Raw genomic sequence first — 21240 nt, 5'->3', positions numbered from 1 at the left:
GTCTTTGATTTATATTGTTTAGCTGGAGAAATTACATTCCTCCCATTCCACTCATTCCTCCATGTCCACCTTGACCTGAGAAACCTCCCATGCTGCCATGGCTTGAGAATCCGCCCATCCCTCCAAATCCGCCATGGCCTGGGTAGCCACTCATGCCGCCATGCCAATCATGGCCTGAGAATCCGCCCATCCCTCCATAACCGCCATGGCCTGGGTATCCACCCCAGCCGCCGTGCCAGCCATGGCCTGGGTAGCCGCCACCCCAGCCGCTATGCATACCATAGCCTGGATAACCTGTTCCCATGCCGCCAAATCCTCCCATGCCTGGATAGCCTGTTCCCATGCCGCCAAATCCTCCCATGCCTGGATAGCCTGTTCCCATGCCGCCAAATCCTCCCATGCCTGGGTAGCCTGTTCCCATGCCACCATAGCCTCCCATACTCATGCTTCCATAACTACCTGGATATCCACCTGTTCCCATCATTTTGAGCATCTCTCCTTTATATAGGTTACAGTCTAGAATATGTTCGAACAATAAAAAAGCATGGGCTAATGTCTAGGTTTCCAGAAACTACTTGGGTTTTTCGGTTCGTTCAAATAGTTCTAATGGCAGGCATTTTTATTTTTCAAAAAATTCATTCACTGCATTTTCATTTTTTATATAGTCGTTTATAAATTTAGTAAGGTCTTTCTCATTTTTAATACCATCAAACTTTTGTCCATACCATTTTTGCAATTTTTCCTTTGTTACGGTATATTCTTGGTCTGGAAATCGAAACTGTACTCATTCTACATTTTTAATCAAGGCAAAAATGAAAGTAGAATTGTACATCGCTGTTTTTTTCATTTCTTTTTCTACCATCGTAGAATTTATTTCTTTATAATCTAAAGTGATTCCATAAGGTTCTTTTTTTGTTTGGAGCGAAATTTGTTTTAACTCTGTGCTGTGTGGCAAACTCTTTACGATGTTTCCTACTGCACTATTGTCGCCTACATAGGAACCTTTGTATTGAAATATACCTTGTTTTGAACTTACATTTGTACTACATCCACTAATAAGTAACATCAGGAACCTTGAAAAAATAATAGATCTTGTAACTTTTTTCACTTTTATCCCCCTTATTTCTTTATTTATATTCATTTATCAAAAGAAAAATGGTTCCTCATTCATTAATCTTATCTGTCTTAATTAACATTTTAAAACACAGGGTATGAAATAATGGAGGGTGTGTGGAACTTGTACAACTTACGGCTGCATAATAAAATTCAAAAAAGCTTGGAGATATTTGCATCTCTAAGCCTTTTTGACTGTGATCTATACTGTGAATTGTGCAACTTAATTTTCATTAGCCGATGCTGGCTTTTCTTTGTCTTTATCAAACCAAAGCGGTTCATCATCATCAACATCACCATTATAGTTGATCAGAATCTCTTCTCCTGCTTTAATATCCTTGTACGCAAAGAAATCAAACGTATGGTTGGGAAAGTTAATTTCATATGTTGCATTCGGCTGATAGGAATGGTTAAACAGCATCCCATACCCTAGAAGAATGGCGGTGTGATTGATCCCATATTCAAATGCATAATCGGCTAATAACGTTTTTTCGATGTGAACGTGTTCCTCATTTGGATAAGGAAGAACCGGTGCTTGATGAATCAACTCACCCTTTGCGATATCACAAGTCGCAAAAACCCCTCTGTTCAATTCCCCATCACTAAGCTTCGAAGTTTTTACCTCTATCATATTAATCACCTATTTGCTCTTTCTACAGAAGATTTATCACTATTAAGCTTGCCAGACTAAAGACAAGAAAGCAAATACTTTTTGGTACCATTTTGGTGCCTGTCACCATTAAGTAGGTTCCTAAGGTGTTAATAATTGTTTGTTTGGGTTATATTCACCACTGTCCCAACATATTATAGAATATACGTTCGTATAGGGAGGCTGGCAGCATGGTTAGCAACAATGAGTCCTTGATTACTGGTGATATGTTAGTGAGGTATTATGAACTAAATAAACAAAAAAAAGAAATTGAACTGGAATTGACTCAATTAAAGGACGCTTTTCAAAATTATTTTAATCACCTAGTTGGTACCGAGAAAAAAGGTGAAATTACCGTAAGCGGGTTCAAGCTGCAAAGACAAATACGTAAATCAGAGAAATTTCATGAAGTTGAAACCGTAAAAAGACTAGAAGAATTAAAGATGACTGATCTAATCCAGGTAACCAAAAAACCAGATGATACGAAAATTAAGGCTGCCCTTGATTTAGGTTTAATAATGCCCAGCCACTTAGAGGGCTGTATAGCAACTAGTTATAGCCCTGCGATATCGGTTAAACCGGTTACCCCTCGATAAAGGGAAGAAAAAAGAGCTTGGATCTCCAAGCTCTTTTACTATGAATATCTTTTCTTTTTCTCTTATGAAATTGCTTCATCCATCTTTTTCAGGATAAAACAGGTTCCGTCTTCAGCAAAGTACAAGCATTCACCTTGTTTAACATTGAAATTGACATTCTTTTTATCATAAATTAATTTCTTAACCTTAACAAATTGGTCGACTAATTCCCGATCTGGATTAAAAATAATTCCTGTATCTCCATTTGTAGTAACAAAACCTTTGGGATCGTTCTTCCGTTCCGGCTTCAGTTCAGCAGACCAACTAGCATTTAAAAGAACCGTACCCGCATGGACTCTCGACTTTCTGGTTTGGATTGACCAAGTTTTCCGGCAATTACAGCGGTATATTTTGAATTTCATCACCCGATTCCTTCTTCCTATGATGATTATCCTTGTTAAATTCAAAATAAAATCACTGTAATTATATTAATCAATAAGGCAAATTATTAATAAATCCCCCATTATATAGGTAAATAGAATGATCCACTAAGCCTGTATTTGTTGATTAACCGTTGCAGTCACTTCGTCCTCTCCCCAGCCTTTACAGACATCTACCCACTCCTTGGCAGCCGAGTATTCAAATAATTCTTCCGTTGTTAATTCAATAGCAGAGTTGGTGCTGCCACATGCGGGAAAGACCGTCTCAAATCGCTTCATAGAAACATCGAGGTAGACCTCTAGATTATTTTTTAAACCAAATGGGCAAACCCCGCCAATCGCATGGCCAGTTTGCTCCAGCACCTCATCTGGCGACAGCATACGAGCTTTATAGCCGAATTGGTGGCGGAATTTCTTATTATCAATTTTGGCATCTCCGGCCGCTACAATTAAAATCGCTTGTTCCTCAGACCCTCGAAAGGATAATGTTTTGGCAATTCGCGCAGGACTTACCCCAATTGTTTCAGCAGCTTGGTCCACGGTTGCACTGGATGTTTCAAATTCCATCACATCCTGCTCCCGATTCCACTGTTCAAAATGCTTCTTAACACTCTCAAATGACAATTTACTCATCCCTTCCTTTATTTACAATATTAGAATAATAGCACAATTTATTCGAATAAAGCGAATGGATGGCTTATTAAACAGTTTCCTCGCAAAAATCGAGGTCTTCTTGCCAGTAATATTAGAATTAAGTTGATAATGTTCATTATGAAAACAAAATTTTGTTGTAAACTGGTCATGTTTCACCTTAAAGAAAAGATACATACTATAAGAGAAATTACATCTTTGATGATCCTTAGGGGGGTTTGCAATGAAATTAGAGAAAATTATTGCAGACGAGTTACAGTATATGTTTCTTAACGACAACCTGCATGGATTTAAAGAGACATATATTAATAACATTACTATGAGATTAAGGAATGGGGAAATTAAATTATTTGACATTTTAAGTGATGATTTTGATTTAAAAGATCAGATATTAGAGGCATTAGTGAAAATACACAAGGAGAAATTATTTTACCCGTAGTGGGATTAACAATCTACGGGCACTGTCAAAAGTAGGCAATAATGCATTGTTTTCCAAACTACATCCTACATTTTAATTAATTTTAATAATTACAGTTTCAACTTCTCCTTCTTACTATTTTAAAGATATAATATACAATTACAATTGATACTGCTAAGGAAAATATAAGTGAAATATTAATCATCTGTAAATCACCTGTAGACTACTCCCCCCATAATTTATGTATATTAAGTGGGACTATCTCATTCCCGTTTATTTTTTTGTGAATTAAAGGATTCTCGAAAGGGTCAATAGCACATATATTTGCTTTATTTACATTATGCCGGGCACGGACATCAACACCCTAGGATACTTTTAATTTTTTGATGAGTCATTTTATGAACCTCCACGGGATAAATGATATGGATATTATTTACCTTTTTTAAAATTTAAATAATTTTTTATTTCTAAATCGAAATTCTTTGTAAATATCGTTAAAACATACAAAAAACCCACCTTTATTATGAATTTCTCATACTAAAAGTGGGTTTAACGCTTGTTACTTTAATTAATAGTGATTTTTGGTGCTATAGAGGCCTGCCTGCTTGTTTATTCACCAAGATCTACGTTGTGGTATACGCGCTGAACATCCTCTAAATCTTCTAATACATCGATCATTTTCTCAAATTTGGCTAATGCTTCACCATCAAGAGTAATCTCATTTTGTGGAAGCATGGTTAATTCTGCTACAATAAATTCAGTAATACCTGCTTGCTTGAAGGCTTCTTGAACGGCATGGAATTGGTCTGGCTCCGCGTAAACAATCACCTGTTCATCTTCATCCGCAATATCACGTACATCTACGTCTGCTTCCATTAACAGTTCAAGGACATCATCAGACGATTTACCCTCAATACCAATTACAGCTGTAGCATCAAACATATAGGAAACGGAACCGCTGACGCCCATGTTACCGCCGTTTTTCCCAAAAGCGGCACGTACATCTGCCGCAGTACGATTGACGTTATTTGTTAAGGCATCCACAATAACCATGGATCCGTTTGGTCCAAAGCCCTCATAACGAAGTTCTGTATAGCTTTCTTCAGAACCCCCTTTAGCTTTTTCAATCGCACGGTCAATAATATGCCTTGGCACATTATACGTTTTTGCACGTTCTAGGACAAATTTTAATGCTTGGTTAGACTCAGGATTCGGTTCGCCGCTCCGAGCTGCCACATAGATTTCAACGCCAAATTTTGCGTAAATACGGCTCGTATTGGCATCCTTTGAAGCCTTCTTTTCTTTAATATTGTTCCATTTACGTCCCATTCTGAACACTCTCTTTCCAATTTGAATCTTCCAAAATGCTTAAAATGAAAAATGTACTTTTCAAAATAACGATTTTGGAAGATCATACAATTTATACTGACTAGAAAACAAGAACTGTTTTCATGCACAAATAATATTATACATTAAATGTTGCATTTGTTAAGTATCCTGTGCGTTAAAACGCTAAAAAAGACCATTCAGCGAGAGAATGGTCAGTTAAAATCAAACTAGCATTTGAAATAAGGTGCTGTCTTTATTTACTTCTCGGTGTAAAAATCCTTTTGCCTTAATTCGTGCAATTAATGGATAGTAATCTTCTTTATCCTTCAATTCAATTCCTACTAGAGCAGGACCGGTTTCACGATTATTCTTTTTGGTATATTCAAAATGGCTGATATCATCATTGGGTCCTAATACGTCAAATAAAAATTCACGCAAGGCTCCTGGCCGCTGTGGAAATTGAACGATGAAATAATGCTGAAGCCCTTCATAAAGTTTTGATCTTTCTTTAATCTCTTGCATTCTACCAATATCATTATTACCCCCGCTAACGATGCAGACTACCGTTTTCCCCTTGATTTGTTCCGCATAAGAATCTAAGGCTGCAACCGAAAGTGCTCCGGTCGGTTCAACGACAATCGCATTTTCATTATATAGTGATAAAAGAGTCGTACATACCTTTCCTTCAGGGATCACCACAATGTCATCAACAAGGTCTTTGCATAGATTAAAAGTTTTCGTCCCAACTGTTTTAACAGCGGCCCCATCCACAAATGGGTCAATCTCTTCTAATGAAGTTACTTCGCCTTTCAGAATCGATTCCTTCATTCCAGGTGCGCCTTGTGGCTCGACTCCGATTAATTTAGTATGTGGAGAAAAATGCTTTAAATAAGTTCCGCAACCGGCAACTAAACCACCGCCGCCGATGGCTGCAAATAGGTAATCAATTTTTTCTGGGCAGTCAGCGAGCATTTCAACCGCAACCGTTCCTTGACCGGCGATAACATCGAAATCATCAAAAGGATGGATAAACGTACGGTTCTCCGCGAGACTGCATTCCATCGCCTTTTCATAGGCATCATCAAAGGTATCTCCAACCAGGACAATTTCGACACTGTCTTTGCCCCAAAACTTTACTTGATTTACCTTTTGCTTTGGTGTGGTGTTTGGCATAAAGATTTTGCCATTAATTTTTAACAGGTGGCAGGAATAGGCAACACCTTGAGCATGATTCCCGGCACTTGCACAAATAATTCCGTTCGTTAACTCATCTTCATTTAACTTTCTAATCCGGTTATAGGCACCACGGATTTTAAAGGAGCGAACGCTTTGCAGATCTTCCCGCTTCAAGTAGATATGACAGCCATATCGTTCGGATAATAGGTGGTTGTATTGTAATGGTGTGGGTGAGATGACATCCTTGATCGTATGACTTGCAATGATGATGTCCTCTACATTAAAAACTTTTTTATCGACTTGTTGACTCATGCTTTTCTTCCTCCTCTATAAGTACACATTCATTTATGGACAACAAAAAACTCGCCCCTGGTTATAGGGACGAGTGAACTCGCGATACCACCCTACTTCCGCTGCCTGAATGAGGCTGCGGCTCTCGATCAACGTACAATCAGCTGTACGTGTTCCAAGTTAACGGTGGACATTCCGGTAAGACTTACTACTAATTCAGCCATACATCTCGGAGATGATCTTCAGATGGTCCTGTTATCGACTTGCACCAACCGTCGATTCTCTAGAAACAAATAACCTATCCTACTCTTCTCGTCATCAATTCTTATGTAATTTTAGATAAGGTTACCATCGAAAAAAAAGTCTGTCAATGTTTTTTGACTATTTTAACTATTTTGTTTATTTTAAAGCGCTTACATGGGACATACTTACAATTACTTTAAAAAAACCGGTCACATTGGGTTGTGACCGGTTTTTAACTAATCTTCTTATGATCAAAAAGTCCCCCAGCTACTGCTCCCTTACCGCTGCTGTCTTAGCTGGGATTATAAAACTAATCCCAACTGTGACCAAACTTAGAATAAGCGCATAAAGAAACACATTTTTCATTCCAACACTGATACTAGCTGCGTGGTTAATGATCAACCCCATGATGGTTACCCCAACAGATGTCCCAATGTTTCGCAGGAAAATCTGCAAGGAGGTCGACATCCCTTTGATATGGGCTTCCGCAAACTCTTGCGATGCGATTGTCCCAACCGCGAATAACAAGCCGAACGCTACCCCTTGCACCATCAAAATAAGGAACAAAACAAGATAGGAAACGTTATTAACAAATAAATAAAGCATCAGACCAGAAATCGTCGTAATAAAGCTGCCTACTATAAACAAAGATTTATAGCCAAAGCGAATAATCCATTTCCCTGCCGGTGTACTGCCAAACATCCACCCGACTGCAATACTTAACAGAATCAAACCGCTTTTATAAATACTCATCTGCTTGCCTTCTTGTAAAAACAGCGGGATAAAGTTTGATGTACCAAAAAAGGAGAGGCAGTAAAATAGCATAAACAGATTAGTTCTAAATATCCCTTTGTTTTTAAAAAGAGAAACAGGTAGAAAAGGCTGTTCTTCCTTTCTTTCGACCAAGATAAAAACCAGCATCCCAATAATCCCAATGACAAGATACCCTAACGGATGGCTGACATTGGTCGACAACAGTAATAGCGAAATGGAAATCCCAAATAAGAAAAATCCTTTATAGTCAATAAAGGTCTTTCTAAATTCAGTCGTTTCTTTGTAAGGTATTAAACATAAGACCGTAGCAATCCCAATCGGAATATTAATAAAGAAAATCCATCTCCATGTTAACGCTTCAACAAAAAAGGAACCTAAGATTGGACCAATAACTGACGATATTGCCCAGATACTGCTAAAAACGGCTTGGATTTTGCCACGCCTTTCAATCGTAAATAAATCTCCGACAATGATCATCGAAAGAGGGACCATCCCGCCTGCACCCAGACCTTGAATACCCCTAAAAACAATCAGCATGACCATCGAATTCGCCATACCGCAAAGAATGGACCCGAACGTAAACAGTCCAACCGAAATCATTAAAAGCTTCTTCCGGCCATACATATCCGATAGTTTTCCGTACAGCGGCACGGTAATGGTACTTGCTAACATGTAGACAGAAAACACCCAGGCAAATAACTCCATCCCACCGAGCTGCTTTACAATGGTTGGGCTTGCCGTTTGCATAATATTCGCATCTAATGCTGAAATCAAGGTCGTAATGACTAGACCCCAGAAAACATATTTATTTTTATTCATAAAATCCCCTTTATCCTCCCTTTTTTTGTCAAAATAAAAATAGGCGCATTTACCATTATAGCAAAATATCGATTAAGTTTATTAGTAAAAGGGGCTTAAATTAATAAAAAGAGCCCCATCCTAAGGAGCTCTCACTTTGCTTAACAAATCACGTATGTATTTTCAACTAGTTTATCATGCTTATCTGGGTGAAATTTGATTTAAGCGATTGAAGGTAAAGTAATTTCAATCGTAGTCCCTTTATTTACTATACTTTGAATATCAAGAATCCCATGATGACTTTCTATGATTTTATAGCAAGTCATTAGGCCAAGTCCTGTCCCCTTTTCCTTTGTGGTATAGAACGGTTCTCCAAGAGTGGATAGTCGTTCTTTTGGGATTCCCACTCCCTCATCTTTTATTACAATAGAGATTTGTCCTTCTCCTTTTTTCCTCACGTTAACCTCGATAGTTCCACCATGTGGCATGGCTTCAATGGCATTTTTAAATAGATTAAGAAAAACCTGCTTCAATTGATTCTCTTCACAGCTAACCTTTGGAAGATTACCGTCGTAGGCGACGGCGATCTCCACATTATTTAAGATCGTTTGGGTACTAATTAAGGTCACAACGTCATTTAGTAATACTGTTAGGTCGTGATCCAAATATACCGCCGCTGTTGGTTTAGCTAAAAAAAGAAACTCACCGACAATCGCATTAATTCGATTAAGCTCCGCTAAGACAATATCAAAGTATTCGTCCTTTATTTGATGTGCCTTAAATAACTGGATGAACCCTTTTATCGAAGTAAGTGGGTTACGAATCTCGTGGGCAATGCCTGCAGCCATCTGGCCTAACAAGGCCAATTTCTCCGATTTCTGTAACAGATTTTCCGTTTGTTCCTTTCGAGCGGTAATATCTTTTCCAATCGATAAAATGGCATCTTTACCACCAAGGGAAATGGATAAGGAGGTGACTTCGAAAAAAAATGTAGACCCGTCTATTCGTTTTGCCTTGTATTCCATTGTGTTAACAGCACTTTTCTCTTTCTTTACCTGGTTAAGTCGTTCATTAAAACGATCATTATAATCCGGAAGAATAAAGTCCAGTAAATTTCTCCCAATCATATCCTCCCTTCGCTCAAAACCTGCCATCTGTACAGCAGCTAGATTGGCATAAAGAAAGTGATGATTCTGGGTAATATAGACAGGTTGCGGCAGGGAATCGATTAATGTTTTATAGCTCTCTTCACTGGCTTTTGCTTTTTTCTCATAGTAGCGCGCTTTATCATATTGCCATCCGACAATCCAAGCAATCATCGTAAAAATGAAAAAGTCTAGCGTGAAAAAAGGGTGGTGATCGGTAAGTTTTTGAAAAATGGTAAAGAGAATGGAAATCGAAACTAGTATAACTTGCCCTTTTCTTTTCATTTCATTTCATACCCTCATGAATGTTATAGTTCTAAATGAATAGTTCTTAGTGTGTATATTCGCCAAAAAGTTACACTTTCCTTTAAAATAAGCTAATTTTTTCGAAAGTTGTCAACGTGCAAAAGCAGCTTGAGTCCATCAAGCTGCCCATGTTCATAACCTAAGATTCCTATTTACGGTCGACCGAGTTTAGAAAATCCCCCATGATTCGCATATACTCGTCTGATTCTTCAATATAAGCCATATGAGCGCTTTTCTCAAACACATGAAACCGTGAGTGTGGGGTCAGTTGGCTATAATATTCGGTAGTTTCTGGTGTAGCTTCATCAAATCGGCCACAGGTATACAAGGTTGGACAGGAAATCTCTTTTAACTGTGAAGTGCAGTCAAATTCTTTCAAATTACCAAGAACGGTAAATTCATACGGGCCCCACATAATGTTATAGATTTGTGCATTCCGATATTCCTTAGGTCTCTTCTCTAGCCACTCCGGGTTTTTCTCTAACCGATTTACAAAATGTTTATTAAACACCTCAATCGCTGCTTCAAATACTTTAGAGTCAGTGGTTCCATTTTCTTCCGCGCTTTTGATCGTCTCTTGTACTTCCAGTGGAAGTTGCTTAAGGTTCCGCTTTTGATCTTTTTCCCATAAAGGTGCACTGAGACAGGGACTTGAAAAGATAATGCTCTTTACTCCGGCGGGCTTTGTTAAAGCGTAGGCACTAGCAAGCGTGGTCCCCCAGGAATGACCTAAAATATGTACTTCATTAAGGTGAAGCGCTGTCCGCACTTGACCTAATTCTTCTACAAATCTCTCAATTCGCCATAAACTCTCATCCTTTGGCCGGTCAGAGCGACCGCAGCCTAATTGATCATATAAGATAACAGGGCGTTCCTTGCTAAGTTCCTTCAATCCTTGTAATGAAAAACAGGATGAACCTGGCCCGCCATGTAAGACAAGTAATGGTATTCCCTGGCAGTTTTCGTCAAATTGTTGATACCAAACTTTTCCTCCAGTTACGTCAATTAATCCTTCTTTATACATGGTAATCTCTCCCTACCATCTGTTTCCTGCTGCCCTGCCGATCCTTTGCTTTACCGATAAATAAGCCAATCAACCAGCCCCCTCCGGCAAAGAGTGGATAGAGGATCATGATGGCAATTCCTTTACTGCTATCTTCACGACTGACATCATAAGTTAACAATCCACTAATGATCACTCCGATAAAATGACAAAAACACCATACATTTTAGCATACTGTTTTTTCGCCACCCAACAATTCCAAACAGAAGACCCACTCCAACAAATAACACCAGCAAGAGCATATCCTCCAAAAAATAATAAACCTGCAAATCACTACCTCCGCCGGTTAAAATTCTCTTCATCTTTTTATTCTACAATTTATTGATAATTCCTTTCCATTATTATGTAACGAATGTTGAAAAGTGGGGAAAGGTAAGAAATAGCTATTTTGGAATAGAAAGAAGGAATTTGCTTGGAAGATAATGTTGTTGAGGTAATCAGCTTGCAAACCAAAAAGAAGATAGAGGATGAAATATCAGGCATGGTCTATACAAAGAATTTCCGTTCCCCCTCTGCCGAAGAATGGTATATCTTTTTACCTCACTTTAAAGATCCCGTAACTGGCGGAGCTGCAGGGAAAGCCATCATCCATTACAATCTGTTGGGGACAAAAGAAATCTTTATTAATACAACCATTATTTTTGATGATCCCGCTCTGCATCAAAAAGACCAGCATCTGCTTGTCTATGGAATCTCAGATGAAATTATCAATCGATTAGTTGGTTATGCCGACACTTTATTATCAGTCCATGCAGGTGAAAATTCATACAGCGCAGAGTATAAACAATAACTGTGTTTCATTGTCATAAACTTTCGATCATTTACAAACGATAAGAATGGAGGTGAAGAATATGGAAAAAAACAATCAACCAAATACGGGTACAACAGACAATGAGGAAATTTTAAATAGAGTCAATCAAACATTTGATAAAATTTCACAGGATGTTAAAGAAATGATTAATAGCAATGAGACGGAAAGCGAAAACCAATATTCTTAACGCACTCTTTTAAGGCATCCCAACAATTGGGATGCCTTTGATTTACTCAATTCCTGGGAACCATCCTGGCGAATGAATAATGGCCTGCCAAAGAGGATCAGGAACGACCAATTCCTGCTGTTTACTTTTATCTATTTTTGTTTCAATCTCTGCTTCGCGTCCTTCTTTTACCTTCTGAACCCAATCCGGATCAATAATCAGTTCACGGCCCATAGCAATGAATGGTACACCTGATTGGCAGGCCTTTAGCACATCATCTGCTGTATAGAGGGATCCCACGCCAATGACGGGAACCTTGTCACCGACCCGTTCTTGAATGATTTCAATTCTGGAACGCGAATCCTCTACACCGCGTCTTGGTTTTGACCAAAATTCCTGTAGGGAGACATGAAGATAATCAAGATTTTTTTTGGCAAGCGCATCAATTAATACGAACGTTTCAGCCATCGTGATCCCTGGTGTTTCCGGCTCCTCTGGTGAAAAACGATAACCGATGATAAACGGGTCCTTCGCATGTTCCGCCGCCACCTTTTTCACTTCATCCACTACTGCTAATGGAAAGGTTAACCGTTTTTCGCTACTTCCTCCCCAGCGGTCGTCACGGCGATTGGTGTGAGGCGAGAAAAATTGCTGGATCAAATAGCCGTTTGCCCCGTGTATTTCAACACCATCATAGCCTGCTTCAATTGCTCTGCGAGTCGTCTCACCAAAATCGTGTATAATCGCTTCAATCTCCTGATCCGTCAATTCCTTAGGTACTGGTTTTCCTTTTCCTTCAACCGGAACAGGGCTAGCACTAACGATTTCTCCATTTGGCACTAATTCAGGCGGACATTGTCTGCCGCCATGAAAAATCTGCAAAACGGCCTTCGCTCCTTGTTCCTTAATACCTGTCGCAAGCTGCTGTAAACTAGGGATTAATTCATCGCTGTCACCGCCAAATTCGCCTTGGAACCCTTTTCCATTGGCTGTTACATAGGTACAGGCGGTCACAACCATCCCCACTCCGCCAGAACGTCTGGCGTAATAGCTTACTTCTGCATCCGTTACCGTTCCATCGGGATTAGATGAGAAATTCGTCATCGGAGCCATAACAATCCGGTTCTTCACTTCCACTCCACTCGGAAACGTAAACGACTCGAATAATGGTGCATATTTTGAATTCATAGTATCCTCCTAATTAACCCATTTCTCTAGTTGGCCCCTTTACCGGCTAAACCCTTCCTAACCATACTCATGGACAACAAGGTTAGTTTACCGGTTTTGATTTAGGTCCATTCCACTTAAATATATACCCAGAAAGGAAAGAAAAATGCAGAATATCATTAACATGACATTCTGCATTTCATTAAGTATCAGTTTTTTGAATGATTATTCGCCCTGAGCCCCATTAGGTGTCACACGTCGAACGTGATCGTCTTCAAAATTATTTTGACGAGCTTTTTCTACTTTATCATTTAAAAGTTTCTTTTGATCCACTTCTGGTGAAGGTGTATGCTTATCTTTTGACATTGAAACTCCTCCTTCGTTTGACATTCCCCTTTCTTATTTTGCAGACCTTTTCAAAAAATAATCATCAAATTAATTTGTATTTCCGGTCTCTCGTAAGCGGTGAAGCTTAGTATGAGTGGTTGAAAAAATCGGCTTTACTTTTTTTTCCGGCTCTATGTAGGCTTTGGCGCTGTTCACGGCCGTAGGACCTTCAAAGAAACCTCCAGTGATGAGATGCAGTTTATTGGCATATCCTGCAATATCACCTACAGCAAAGATTCCTTCAATATTCGTTTGCATCGAGTGATCCACTTTAATACTTCCGTTTTCAAATTGTAAACCCCATTGTTTAATTTCACCTAACTCGATGGAAAAACCATGATTTAGAAGAACTGCATCTACAGGAATTTCCATTGTTTCTTCGGTTTTGATATGTTTAACCGTTACACTTTGCAATGCTTCATCGCCATGTAAAGCATCAAGAATGTAAGGTGTTAAGATGTCCGCCTTTGAGCTTTTCAAATTATAGATATTTCTTTCCATTCCAGAAAATTCATTTCTTCGATGAACAACCGTTACCTGTTTCGCAATCGGTAATAATCGGTTTGCCCATTCTACCGCAGAGTTACCCCCGCCATAAATTAACACATGTTGGTTCTGAAAGGTTAAGTAGTTTTCAAAGGTATGATAGAGGTATTTTCCTTCGTACTTGTCCGCATTTAGGAGGTCCAGTTCAGAATTTTTAATTGCACCAAATCCGGTCGCTAAAATAATCGTTTTTGTATGATGCTGCTCACCGTTATGACTTGTTAATAGGAAAGTTCCATCCTCAAGTCTGTCCAATTCCTTCACCTGTTGATTTAAAACGATGGTTGGCTGAAAAGTCATTGCTTGTTGTTCTAATTGTCTTATTAAATTTTCCCCTGTAATCGCAGGAATTCCACCCACATCACCAATGACTTTTTCTGGATAAAAATAAGAAACCTTCCCCCCTAGATAGGGAAGATATTCAATAATCTTGGTTTCCATTTCTCTCATACCACAGTAAAATGCGGTGTATAAACCGACCGGGCCGCCGCCAATGATTGTTACATCATAAAGTTTCATAGTATCCCCATCCACTTCTAAAAGCTAAACGCTTTTTGGTTCTCCGACTGTGTCTCTTTATTAAGTAAATTATAGGAAAGGCAGACAGGCTTTTTGGTCCTCGGATCTTCCACAATTTCCGCATCTATGTGAAAAACTACCTTTAACACTTCGTGTGTCATCACCTCTTCTGCCGTCCCTTCCTTGACCATTTTCCCCTCACGCATAGCGACCATATGGTGAGAAAAACGAGCTGCATGGTTTAAATCATGGATAACCATTACAATCGTCCGGCCTTCTTCTTTATTTAATTTTTCCAATAATTGTAATATTTCAAGCTGATGCGCCATATCCAAGTAAGTGGTTGGTTCATCTAACAATAATAATTCAGTTTCTTGCGCAATCGCCATCGCAATCCAAGCACGCTGCCTTTGTCCACCCGAAAGAGCATCGACGGCTTGGTCGGCAAAAGTAGACAGCCCAGTTACCTCTAAGGCCCACTGAATAACGTTCCGGTCTTTTTCCGTTAATCTCCCGAATCCGCCTTGATGTGGGGAACGGCCAAAGGAAATCAATTCATAGACAGTTAACCCGCTTGGCGCCTCTGGACTCTGGGGAAGAACAGCCATTTTTTTGGCTATTTCCTTTGTGGGAATTTTATGGATCATCTTTCCATCCAAATAGACCACCCCAGAATTGGCTTGATGAACACGAGCCAGTGTTTTTAAGATCGTCGATTTTCCACAGCCATTTGCCCCGATAATCGTAGTAATCTCGCCTTTATTTATATATAAATTTAAGTCTTCAACAATAATCTTCTCACCGTAACCAATTTGAAGATGTTCCGTTGAAAGTGATACCACATTTTTTCCTCCTTTATTTTGCTCTCATAAGTAGGTAGATAAAATAGGGAGCGCTGCATATGGCTGTGACAATTCCAACTGGTATCTCGGTCGGAGCTAATACGTTTTTCCCAATCGCATCGGCCGCTAAGAGAAGCAATGCACCTAAAACAGCTGTAACTGGAAGCATCAGTTGATGTTTTGGACCGATAAATTTTCGTGCTATATGCGGTGCAACTAATCCAAGAAAGGCAATGCCTCCTCCTGCAGCCACACTAAATCCGGCTAACGCAACTGCCACCATTAGTAATATTCTTCGTTCCTTCTCCACCCTTATGCCAAGTCCTGTTGCGACTTGATCGCCGAGATTTAATACGTTAAGACTATGTGACTTATAAATGGCATACGGGAGTACTAAAAGGATTAATGGAGCAATGATTGAAACGAACCGCCAATTTGCCCCCCAGATATCACCTGATAGCCAAACCGCTGCTTGCATAAAGTCTTGTGGGTTCATTTTCAGTTGAAAGATTACAATTGCCGCACCAAATCCAGAATTCACACCAATTCCGACTAAGATTAGACGTACCGAATCAATTCCTTTTTTCCAGGCGATAGAATAAATCAACAATGCCGCAATAATGGCTCCTACTAAAGCAAATAGAGGCAAAAGAAAAACACCATATGTTGAGGATACATCGTTCATTGACCCTTGAAAGAAATAGATAAATAGAATAACAGTGAAACCCGCACCAGCATTGATGCCTAAAATCCCCGGGTCTGCCAAATCGTTTTTGGATACCCCTTGAAGAATGGCACCAGAAACGGCCAATGCCGCACCAATCAATAAAGACAAAATCATTCTTGGCAGTCGAAAATCAACCAAGACAAGTCGATCGCGAGAAGTACCTTGTCCTATTAATGTTTTAAAGACATCCATTGGAGCGATTCTTACAACCCCTAAGTTAAGACTTATCATAAACGTTAGTAATGTAAGAATAACTAAAATACTTATGGTTAAGATAAATTTTCTCCGTTTTGGATTAACCACATTCATTACAGCCCTCTCCTTTCCCCACGTGCAAGGTATAGGAAAAAGGGTACACCGATAATCGCGGTGATGGCACCTACAGGAGTTTCATAAGGAGCATTTACCATCCTTGAAGCAATATCGGCCATTACTAGTAGAAGACCTCCTAATACAGCAGAAATCGGGATAATCCAGCGGTAATCAGATCCAATGATAAACCTTGAAATATGGGGGATGACTAATCCAATAAAGCCGACTGCTCCTGCAACGGATACGGCAGCACCTGTTAAAACAAGGACAACCATCACACCAAGTGATTTTATTAGTAAGGGATTTTGTCCAAGTCCCTTCGATACCTCTTCCCCGAGACTCAAGATCGTAATCGAACGAGAGATGAGCATCGCAAGCACTAGTCCAATGAGTCCCGCAATGGACAATATTTTAATGGATGTCCAGCTGATGGAAGTTAACCCGCCGGCATACCAAAAGCTCATATCCTTTGCCACTTGAAAATGTAAAGCAAATGCACTTGAAATGGCGCTTAACATGGAGCCAACCGCCACACCGGCAAGTGCCAGTTTAACAGGTGTCAGTCCCCCTTTTGAAAAAGCGCCAATCGTAAAGACAAGACTTACTCCTAGTCCGGCACCCACTAATGACGAAAAGGTTAGTCCTAAAATGGTGACAGTTGGAAAGAAGGAAAGCATGACAACAATTGCAAACGCTGCCCCATCGGTAACGCCCATGATGGAAGGAGAGGCAAGCGGATTTCGTGTTAATCCTTGCATAATCGCACCTGAAACCGCAAGTAAGGCGCCGACCATCACTGCTCCAATGGCCCTTGGCAAACGGATTTCTTGGATGATTTGGTGGGATGCAAGCTTTGAGTTATAATGTGTGACTGCTTCCCAAACCGTTCCAAGTTGAATATCTGCCGCGCCATATGCAATCGAACCACTGATAAAGATAATAATCAAAATAATACCGAAAACTAAAACGAATGAGCCTGTCAGGGATGTTTTCCGTTTTGTTTTATGCTGTTTAGAATGATTTGTGACGCCACCATGATTCTTGGCATATTCATTCAAAAGGAACACCCTTTCTTATTAACGCAAGTAAAACATATTATTATTTGCCAATTAGGATAATGATAATCATTATCACTAGTATAAAGTGAAGATAAATATTTTTCAATATGTACATATTATAAAATGGTACTCCCAAAAATATCCTTAAAACATTTTTAATAATTTAGTGTAATAAAAAGCCATTTTCTTATTGACTGTTTAGTTGAAAATGATTATCATTTGCATTAGTTAACATTTATTCATACATAAGGAGGAAAATCATGTTTAAAAAGCACCTTACGATCCTATTCACTATACTTACAATTTTATTTTTGGTAAGCGCATGTAGTAATTCTTCAGAAGATAACAAAAAAAACGAAGATAAAACGGCGGAAGTTAAATTAACAGACGCCAAAGGTGAGGTAGTCATTCCAGCGAATCCAAAGAAAATCATTGCCCCCTACCTAGAGGATTCTTTAGTGGCACTTGGTGTGAAGCCAGCGGCACAATGGTCGATCGGCAATACTGTATTAGATTATCTGCAGCCTGAGTTAAAAGGTGTTCCTAAGATTAGCTGGGATCTCCCTCTTGAGCAAGTGATTAGCAATAACCCTGATTTAATCCTCTTCAGCTCCCCTTCTGCGATTCAAAAAGGACAATATGAGGAATATAAGAAAATTGCTCCAACCTATGTTTTCAAGGACGAAATCAGCGCTGACTGGCGTAAACAGCTTACTCAAATGGGTCAGATTTTAAGTAAGCAAGATAAAGCAAAAGAAGTCCTTGCTAATTACGATACAAAAGCAGCAGAGGCAAAAGCGAAGATTCAAAAGTCGATTGGTGAAGATACCGTTGCCCTCCTCTGGGTAATGGGGGATAAATTTTACTTAATGGAGCATAACCGATTCAGTGCTAATGTACTTTATAATGATTTAGGGATCAAACAGCCTGACTTCGTGAAAAATCTTGGCGATGCAGCAGTTCAATGGGATCCCATTGCTCTTGAGAAATTACCGGAAATTAAGGCAGACCACATTTTCCTTATCAGCAAGAAGGGCGAAGCTGGCCTTGACTTGTTAAGTAAAAGCTCGATCTGGAACGGTCTTGATGCTGTTAAGAATAAACATGTTTATGAGATGAACGATCCATCTTTCTGGACGATTAATGGGCTAATTGCGAGCGAAAAAACGATTGATGCGGTGGAGAAATCCTTGGCTAAATAATGCTTGGAAGGGCAAGTCCTTTTTAGGACTTGCTCTATTTATTTAAAAAAATTATGGTAAAATAGTAGTTTAAAGAGCGTTTGAATGAGGGGAAAACTTTATGTGGAGAAACAAAAATATATGGATTCTTTTAACAGGGGAATTTATTGCTGGTTTAGGATTATGGCTCGGCATAATTGGTGATTTGCAGTTCATGCAAGATAAGGTTCCCTCAGACTTTTTAAAATCACTCCTTATGACAATCGGGATTTTAGCTGGTCTAGTATTTGGACCATATGCAGGTCGACTAACGGATCGTTCAAGTAAAAAGACTGTAATGCTTATCGCGGGTTTTGTCCGAATCATTAGTGTTGTTTTTATGCTTATCGCGATAGCGACTGGCGCTATCGAGTGGATGGTCCTATTTCTTATCTTACTTCAGATCTCTGCAGCATTTTACTTTCCAGCGCTGCAGGCTACCTTGCCATTAGTTGTTGTTGAAAAAGATTTACTTCAATTGAATGGTATTCATATGAATGTGTCAACACTTTCCCGAATTATTGGGACAGCGCTTGGCGGTTTCTTATTAGTGATCCTCCCTCTTTCTATTTTATATATTGGTTCTTTAGTAACTTATGTTGGTTTATTTATCCTTACCTTTTTCTTGGATATTCATGAAAACAAGGATCTTAATCTTGTGAAGCAACCAATTGAAAAGACAGGATTTAAACAGGTATTTCCCATTATTAATAGAGTTCCTATAGTCTTAATGACCTTATTAATTACCATTGTTCCTACTCTTTTTCTTGGTGGATTCAACTTAATGGTCATTAACATAAGCGAAATTCAAGACAGTACATCCATTAAAGGCTGGGTATATGCTGCAGAAGGAGTTTCCTTTATGATTGGTGCTCTGTTGATTAGAAAAATAAATAATCAGGTATCCCCTTACGTTGTCTTGTTCGGCAGTTCTTTTGTGATTGGGTTTTCACAGCTTTTGCTCTATTTTGCCGCGAATCCACTTGTAACGGTGTTTGCTTTTCTCTTATTTGGATTTTCGGTTGGCTGTTTTTTTCCTACTGCTGCTACAATCTTTCAAACCCAAGTACCAAAGGATTTTCATGGCCGTTTTTTCTCTTTTCGGAATATGCTTGACCGGGTCACATACCAGATTGTCCTTCTTTTGTCGGGTTTTCTTTTGGATTTTATGGGACTTCAATTAATGTGTGTTGTTTTTGGCAGTCTTTCGATTTTTATGACATTAATTTTTTATGCTAAAAATAAACAGATTGGTACAGCAATCGAACAGAAGCAGAATATATTTTGATGCAGGTTATGGTGTCTGAATTACCCTTGACTTCGGACAGGTTTCATTGATTTTTGGCTCGTGCTGTCCGAACTTGCTTTGACATTGGACTGCTCCCATCAATTTTGGGCTCATGCTGTCTGAACTTAACCTATCTTCGGACTGCTCCCATCAATTTTGGGCTCATGCTGTCTGAACTTCGCCCATCTTCGGACTGCTCCGATCAATCTTGGGCTCATGTTGTCCGAACTTACCTTAACTTTTCCATCGTACCCATAGTCTTTTCGCATTAAAAAGAAGAATACTAATAACTAGAGTAATAAAAGAAAACAGTAGAGCAATACTCCCAAAAGCAAGGACATAGGCATTATATCCTGCTAGTTTTATGATCATTTGATAAGTATCCCAATTAAGTAATCTAGATAGGATATTAATCAAGAACAGAATGAAAAAAATAGAGCTTAACCCTTTAGCCGACCCCCTAATATCCGCCGTACTCAATGCAATATGAGAAGAAATACTAAACGCAATAACTAAAAAAATCCAAAAAAGAGGATTTAATAAATTTTCTATTGTAAAAAGATTCTTACTGATAACCGAAACAGATTCGACAATCGTTTTTAATAGGGTAATATCCAGTTGCTCAAATTTAATACGTTGTTGCAATTCTGTCTTAAAAGCAAAGTAAGAATCTGGGACCAAAAAATACATACCTAAAATCAAAGAACCAATACCACTAAAAATAGGGCCTAGCCCAATAAAAAAATTTCCAACTTGCTGATACATACTATTCGGATTGTAATGATGTTCCACAAAACCAAGAATACCGGATGGGTGATTTAATTGAAGTAATTTGATCCTCGAAACACGATGACCCCATATAAAACATTGAATAAGATGACCAATTTCATGAATGGGTGTTCCAATCCATGCTGTCACCATAACTCCTTTTGCCCCGAAGGCAAGTACTAAATATGTATTAGATAACCGTTCAAGTACTCCTAAGATTAAGCCAATGATGATAATCACACCTACTAGATAAAACATTTCTAAAAAACTATTTAGCAAAGTCTGTAAAAAAGATAAAAGGATGTCCATTTTCTGTTTCCTCTCGGCAGAATCTTTTCTTCAAAGTAATAACTTCATTATATAACCATAGAACTGCAAATCCTAACATGATTAGTAAAAATCAAAAAAGACAACCCATTTAGGCTGTCTTTTTTCATGCCTGGCAACGTCCTACTCTC

General features: G+C 39.0%; 24 protein-coding genes and 1 other annotated feature. Of the genes, 6 read left to right on the top strand and 18 right to left on the bottom strand.

Features of this window, described 5'->3' with window-relative positions; all coding sequences use genetic code 11:
• Positions 1-31 precede the first annotated feature (31 nt).
• The 3 genes from J7E81_RS22890 to J7E81_RS22880 all read right to left on the bottom strand — a co-directional run bounded on the left by J7E81_RS22890 (position 32) and on the right by J7E81_RS22880 (position 1744).
• Complete coding sequence (locus J7E81_RS22890) at positions 32-484, bottom strand: hypothetical protein (protein WP_215045829.1); 453 nt, start codon at positions 482-484, stop codon at positions 32-34.
• A gap of 300 nt (positions 485-784) precedes the next feature.
• Entirely contained in the window at positions 785-1108 is a 324-nt protein-coding gene (locus J7E81_RS30675; RefSeq protein ID WP_308162265.1) for a DUF4825 domain-containing protein, read from the bottom strand.
• A gap of 228 nt (positions 1109-1336) precedes the next feature.
• A complete protein-coding gene (locus J7E81_RS22880; RefSeq protein ID WP_215045827.1) occupies positions 1337-1744 on the bottom strand; it encodes an SET domain-containing protein in 408 nt (135 codons plus the stop codon).
• A gap of 209 nt (positions 1745-1953) precedes the next feature.
• Here J7E81_RS22880 and J7E81_RS22875 point away from each other — a divergent pair, with 209 nt between their 5' ends.
• Complete coding sequence (locus J7E81_RS22875; protein ID WP_215045825.1) at positions 1954-2358, top strand: hypothetical protein; 405 nt, start codon at positions 1954-1956, stop codon at positions 2356-2358.
• A gap of 62 nt (positions 2359-2420) precedes the next feature.
• On the opposite strand, the gene J7E81_RS22870 is transcribed toward J7E81_RS22875, so the two are convergent.
• Both J7E81_RS22870 and J7E81_RS22865 read right to left on the bottom strand, forming a co-directional pair.
• Entirely contained in the window at positions 2421-2759 is a 339-nt protein-coding gene (locus J7E81_RS22870) for a hypothetical protein (protein ID WP_215045823.1), read from the bottom strand.
• Between the two features lie 126 nt (positions 2760-2885).
• Positions 2886-3401, bottom strand: a complete 516-nt coding sequence (locus J7E81_RS22865; RefSeq protein ID WP_215045821.1) for a YbaK/EbsC family protein — start codon at positions 3399-3401, stop codon at positions 2886-2888.
• 250 nt (positions 3402-3651) lie between these two features.
• Here J7E81_RS22865 and J7E81_RS22860 point away from each other — a divergent pair, with 250 nt between their 5' ends.
• Positions 3652-3867 (top strand): hypothetical protein, encoded by a 216-nt coding sequence (locus tag J7E81_RS22860; protein ID WP_215045819.1) that lies wholly within the window; start codon positions 3652-3654, stop codon positions 3865-3867.
• Positions 3868-4455: 588 nt separating this feature from the next.
• Here J7E81_RS22860 and J7E81_RS22855 read toward each other — a convergent pair.
• The 6 genes from J7E81_RS22855 to J7E81_RS22830 all read right to left on the bottom strand — a co-directional run bounded on the left by J7E81_RS22855 (position 4456) and on the right by J7E81_RS22830 (position 11092).
• A complete protein-coding gene (locus J7E81_RS22855; protein ID WP_215045817.1) occupies positions 4456-5175 on the bottom strand; it encodes a YebC/PmpR family DNA-binding transcriptional regulator in 720 nt (239 codons plus the stop codon).
• A gap of 222 nt (positions 5176-5397) precedes the next feature.
• Positions 5398-6663: a threonine ammonia-lyase IlvA gene (gene ilvA / locus J7E81_RS22850; RefSeq protein ID WP_215045815.1), complete on the bottom strand. Its 1266-nt coding sequence runs from the start codon at positions 6661-6663 to the stop codon at positions 5398-5400.
• Positions 6664-6725: 62 nt separating this feature from the next.
• Positions 6726-6970 (bottom strand) — a binding site (T-box leader).
• 182 nt (positions 6971-7152) lie between these two features.
• Entirely contained in the window at positions 7153-8478 is a 1326-nt protein-coding gene (locus J7E81_RS22845; RefSeq protein ID WP_215045813.1) for an MDR family MFS transporter, read from the bottom strand.
• A 200-nt stretch (positions 8479-8678) separates the two neighbouring features.
• Positions 8679-9887, bottom strand: coding sequence for an ATP-binding protein (locus J7E81_RS22840; RefSeq protein ID WP_215045811.1), 1209 nt, complete (start codon positions 9885-9887; stop codon positions 8679-8681).
• A gap of 169 nt (positions 9888-10056) precedes the next feature.
• On the bottom strand, positions 10057-10932 hold the full coding sequence (locus tag J7E81_RS22835; RefSeq protein ID WP_215045809.1) for a proline iminopeptidase-family hydrolase: 876 nt from the start codon (positions 10930-10932) through the stop codon (positions 10057-10059).
• Positions 10925-11092 (bottom strand): hypothetical protein, encoded by a 168-nt coding sequence (locus tag J7E81_RS22830; RefSeq protein WP_215045807.1) that lies wholly within the window; start codon positions 11090-11092, stop codon positions 10925-10927. Before J7E81_RS22830 ends, J7E81_RS22835 begins: the two co-directional genes overlap by 8 nt.
• Before the next feature lie 360 nt (positions 11093-11452).
• Here J7E81_RS22830 and J7E81_RS22825 point away from each other — a divergent pair, with 360 nt between their 5' ends.
• Together J7E81_RS22825 and J7E81_RS22820 are read left to right on the top strand one after the other, a co-directional pair.
• On the top strand, positions 11453-11761 hold the full coding sequence (locus J7E81_RS22825; protein ID WP_374104082.1) for a hypothetical protein: 309 nt from the start codon (positions 11453-11455) through the stop codon (positions 11759-11761).
• A 61-nt stretch (positions 11762-11822) separates the two neighbouring features.
• On the top strand, positions 11823-11969 hold the full coding sequence (locus tag J7E81_RS22820; RefSeq protein ID WP_215045803.1) for a hypothetical protein: 147 nt from the start codon (positions 11823-11825) through the stop codon (positions 11967-11969).
• Positions 11970-12011: 42 nt separating this feature from the next.
• Here J7E81_RS22820 and J7E81_RS22815 read toward each other — a convergent pair whose 3' ends face one another.
• The 6 genes from J7E81_RS22815 to J7E81_RS22790 all read right to left on the bottom strand — a co-directional run bounded on the left by J7E81_RS22815 (position 12012) and on the right by J7E81_RS22790 (position 17431).
• Entirely contained in the window at positions 12012-13136 is a 1125-nt protein-coding gene (locus J7E81_RS22815; RefSeq protein ID WP_215045801.1) for an NADH-dependent flavin oxidoreductase, read from the bottom strand.
• Between the two features lie 204 nt (positions 13137-13340).
• Positions 13341-13481 carry a hypothetical protein gene (locus J7E81_RS22810; RefSeq protein ID WP_215045799.1) on the bottom strand — a complete coding sequence of 47 codons (141 nt, stop codon included), beginning with the start codon at positions 13479-13481 and terminating at the stop codon, positions 13341-13343.
• Between the two features lie 69 nt (positions 13482-13550).
• Positions 13551-14567 (bottom strand): NAD(P)/FAD-dependent oxidoreductase, encoded by a 1017-nt coding sequence (locus J7E81_RS22805; RefSeq protein ID WP_215045797.1) that lies wholly within the window; start codon positions 14565-14567, stop codon positions 13551-13553.
• 17 nt (positions 14568-14584) lie between these two features.
• Complete coding sequence (locus tag J7E81_RS22800; RefSeq protein WP_215045795.1) at positions 14585-15409, bottom strand: ABC transporter ATP-binding protein; 825 nt, start codon at positions 15407-15409, stop codon at positions 14585-14587.
• Positions 15410-15422: 13 nt separating this feature from the next.
• Entirely contained in the window at positions 15423-16445 is a 1023-nt protein-coding gene (locus J7E81_RS22795) for a FecCD family ABC transporter permease (protein ID WP_215045793.1), read from the bottom strand.
• Positions 16445-17431, bottom strand: coding sequence for a FecCD family ABC transporter permease (locus tag J7E81_RS22790; protein WP_251028827.1), 987 nt, complete (start codon positions 17429-17431; stop codon positions 16445-16447). The genes J7E81_RS22795 and J7E81_RS22790 overlap by 1 nt, the downstream gene beginning before the upstream one ends.
• Before the next feature lie 335 nt (positions 17432-17766).
• On the opposite strand from J7E81_RS22790, the gene J7E81_RS22785 reads away from it, so the two are divergent.
• Both J7E81_RS22785 and J7E81_RS22780 read left to right on the top strand, forming a co-directional pair.
• The gene (locus J7E81_RS22785) at positions 17767-18708 is read left to right on the top strand and encodes an iron-hydroxamate ABC transporter substrate-binding protein (RefSeq protein ID WP_215045789.1); all 942 of its coding nucleotides are present in this window, start codon (positions 17767-17769) and stop codon (positions 18706-18708) included.
• A gap of 100 nt (positions 18709-18808) precedes the next feature.
• Positions 18809-20014 (top strand): MFS transporter, encoded by a 1206-nt coding sequence (locus J7E81_RS22780; protein ID WP_215045787.1) that lies wholly within the window; start codon positions 18809-18811, stop codon positions 20012-20014.
• Positions 20015-20248: 234 nt separating this feature from the next.
• Here the strand turns inward: J7E81_RS22780 and J7E81_RS22775 are convergent, their stop codons facing one another.
• The gene (locus tag J7E81_RS22775) at positions 20249-21091 is read right to left on the bottom strand and encodes a hypothetical protein (protein WP_215045785.1); all 843 of its coding nucleotides are present in this window, start codon (positions 21089-21091) and stop codon (positions 20249-20251) included.
• Positions 21092-21240: the final 149 nt, after the last annotated feature.

Source organism: Bacillus sp. ISL-18 (assembly GCF_018613415.1).
Taxonomy (GTDB): Bacteria; Bacillota; Bacilli; order Bacillales; family Cytobacillaceae; genus Neobacillus.
The sequence above is the reverse complement of the archived record's forward strand: the minus strand, read 5'-3'. Positions and strand labels throughout refer to the sequence as shown.

Excerpts from the sequence above, each read along its gene's own strand:
- J7E81_RS22890 (WP_215045829.1), bottom strand. The coding sequence starts at position 484 with ATGATGGGAACAGGTGGATATCCAGGTAGTTATGGAAGCATGAGTATG.
- J7E81_RS22880 (WP_215045827.1), bottom strand. The coding sequence starts at position 1,744 with ATGATAGAGGTAAAAACTTCGAAGCTTAGTGATGGGGAATTGAACAGA.
- J7E81_RS22875 (WP_215045825.1), top strand. The coding sequence starts at position 1,954 with ATGGTTAGCAACAATGAGTCCTTGATTACTGGTGATATGTTAGTGAGG.
- J7E81_RS22870 (WP_215045823.1), bottom strand. The coding sequence starts at position 2,759 with ATGAAATTCAAAATATACCGCTGTAATTGCCGGAAAACTTGGTCAATC.
- J7E81_RS22860 (WP_215045819.1), top strand. The coding sequence starts at position 3,652 with ATGAAATTAGAGAAAATTATTGCAGACGAGTTACAGTATATGTTTCTT.
- J7E81_RS22855 (WP_215045817.1), bottom strand. The coding sequence starts at position 5,175 with ATGGGACGTAAATGGAACAATATTAAAGAAAAGAAGGCTTCAAAGGAT.
- ilvA (WP_215045815.1), bottom strand. The coding sequence starts at position 6,663 with ATGAGTCAACAAGTCGATAAAAAAGTTTTTAATGTAGAGGACATCATC.
- J7E81_RS22845 (WP_215045813.1), bottom strand. The coding sequence starts at position 8,478 with ATGAATAAAAATAAATATGTTTTCTGGGGTCTAGTCATTACGACCTTG.
- J7E81_RS22840 (WP_215045811.1), bottom strand. The coding sequence starts at position 9,887 with ATGAAAAGAAAAGGGCAAGTTATACTAGTTTCGATTTCCATTCTCTTT.
- J7E81_RS22835 (WP_215045809.1), bottom strand. The coding sequence starts at position 10,932 with ATGTATAAAGAAGGATTAATTGACGTAACTGGAGGAAAAGTTTGGTAT.
- J7E81_RS22825 (WP_374104082.1), top strand. The coding sequence starts at position 11,453 with ATGGTCTATACAAAGAATTTCCGTTCCCCCTCTGCCGAAGAATGGTAT.
- J7E81_RS22820 (WP_215045803.1), top strand. The coding sequence starts at position 11,823 with ATGGAAAAAAACAATCAACCAAATACGGGTACAACAGACAATGAGGAA.
- J7E81_RS22815 (WP_215045801.1), bottom strand. The coding sequence starts at position 13,136 with ATGAATTCAAAATATGCACCATTATTCGAGTCGTTTACGTTTCCGAGT.
- J7E81_RS22810 (WP_215045799.1), bottom strand. The coding sequence starts at position 13,481 with ATGTCAAAAGATAAGCATACACCTTCACCAGAAGTGGATCAAAAGAAA.
- J7E81_RS22805 (WP_215045797.1), bottom strand. The coding sequence starts at position 14,567 with ATGAAACTTTATGATGTAACAATCATTGGCGGCGGCCCGGTCGGTTTA.
- J7E81_RS22795 (WP_215045793.1), bottom strand. The coding sequence starts at position 16,445 with ATGAATGTGGTTAATCCAAAACGGAGAAAATTTATCTTAACCATAAGT.
- J7E81_RS22785 (WP_215045789.1), top strand. The coding sequence starts at position 17,767 with ATGTTTAAAAAGCACCTTACGATCCTATTCACTATACTTACAATTTTA.
- J7E81_RS22780 (WP_215045787.1), top strand. The coding sequence starts at position 18,809 with ATGTGGAGAAACAAAAATATATGGATTCTTTTAACAGGGGAATTTATT.
- J7E81_RS22775 (WP_215045785.1), bottom strand. The coding sequence starts at position 21,091 with ATGGACATCCTTTTATCTTTTTTACAGACTTTGCTAAATAGTTTTTTA.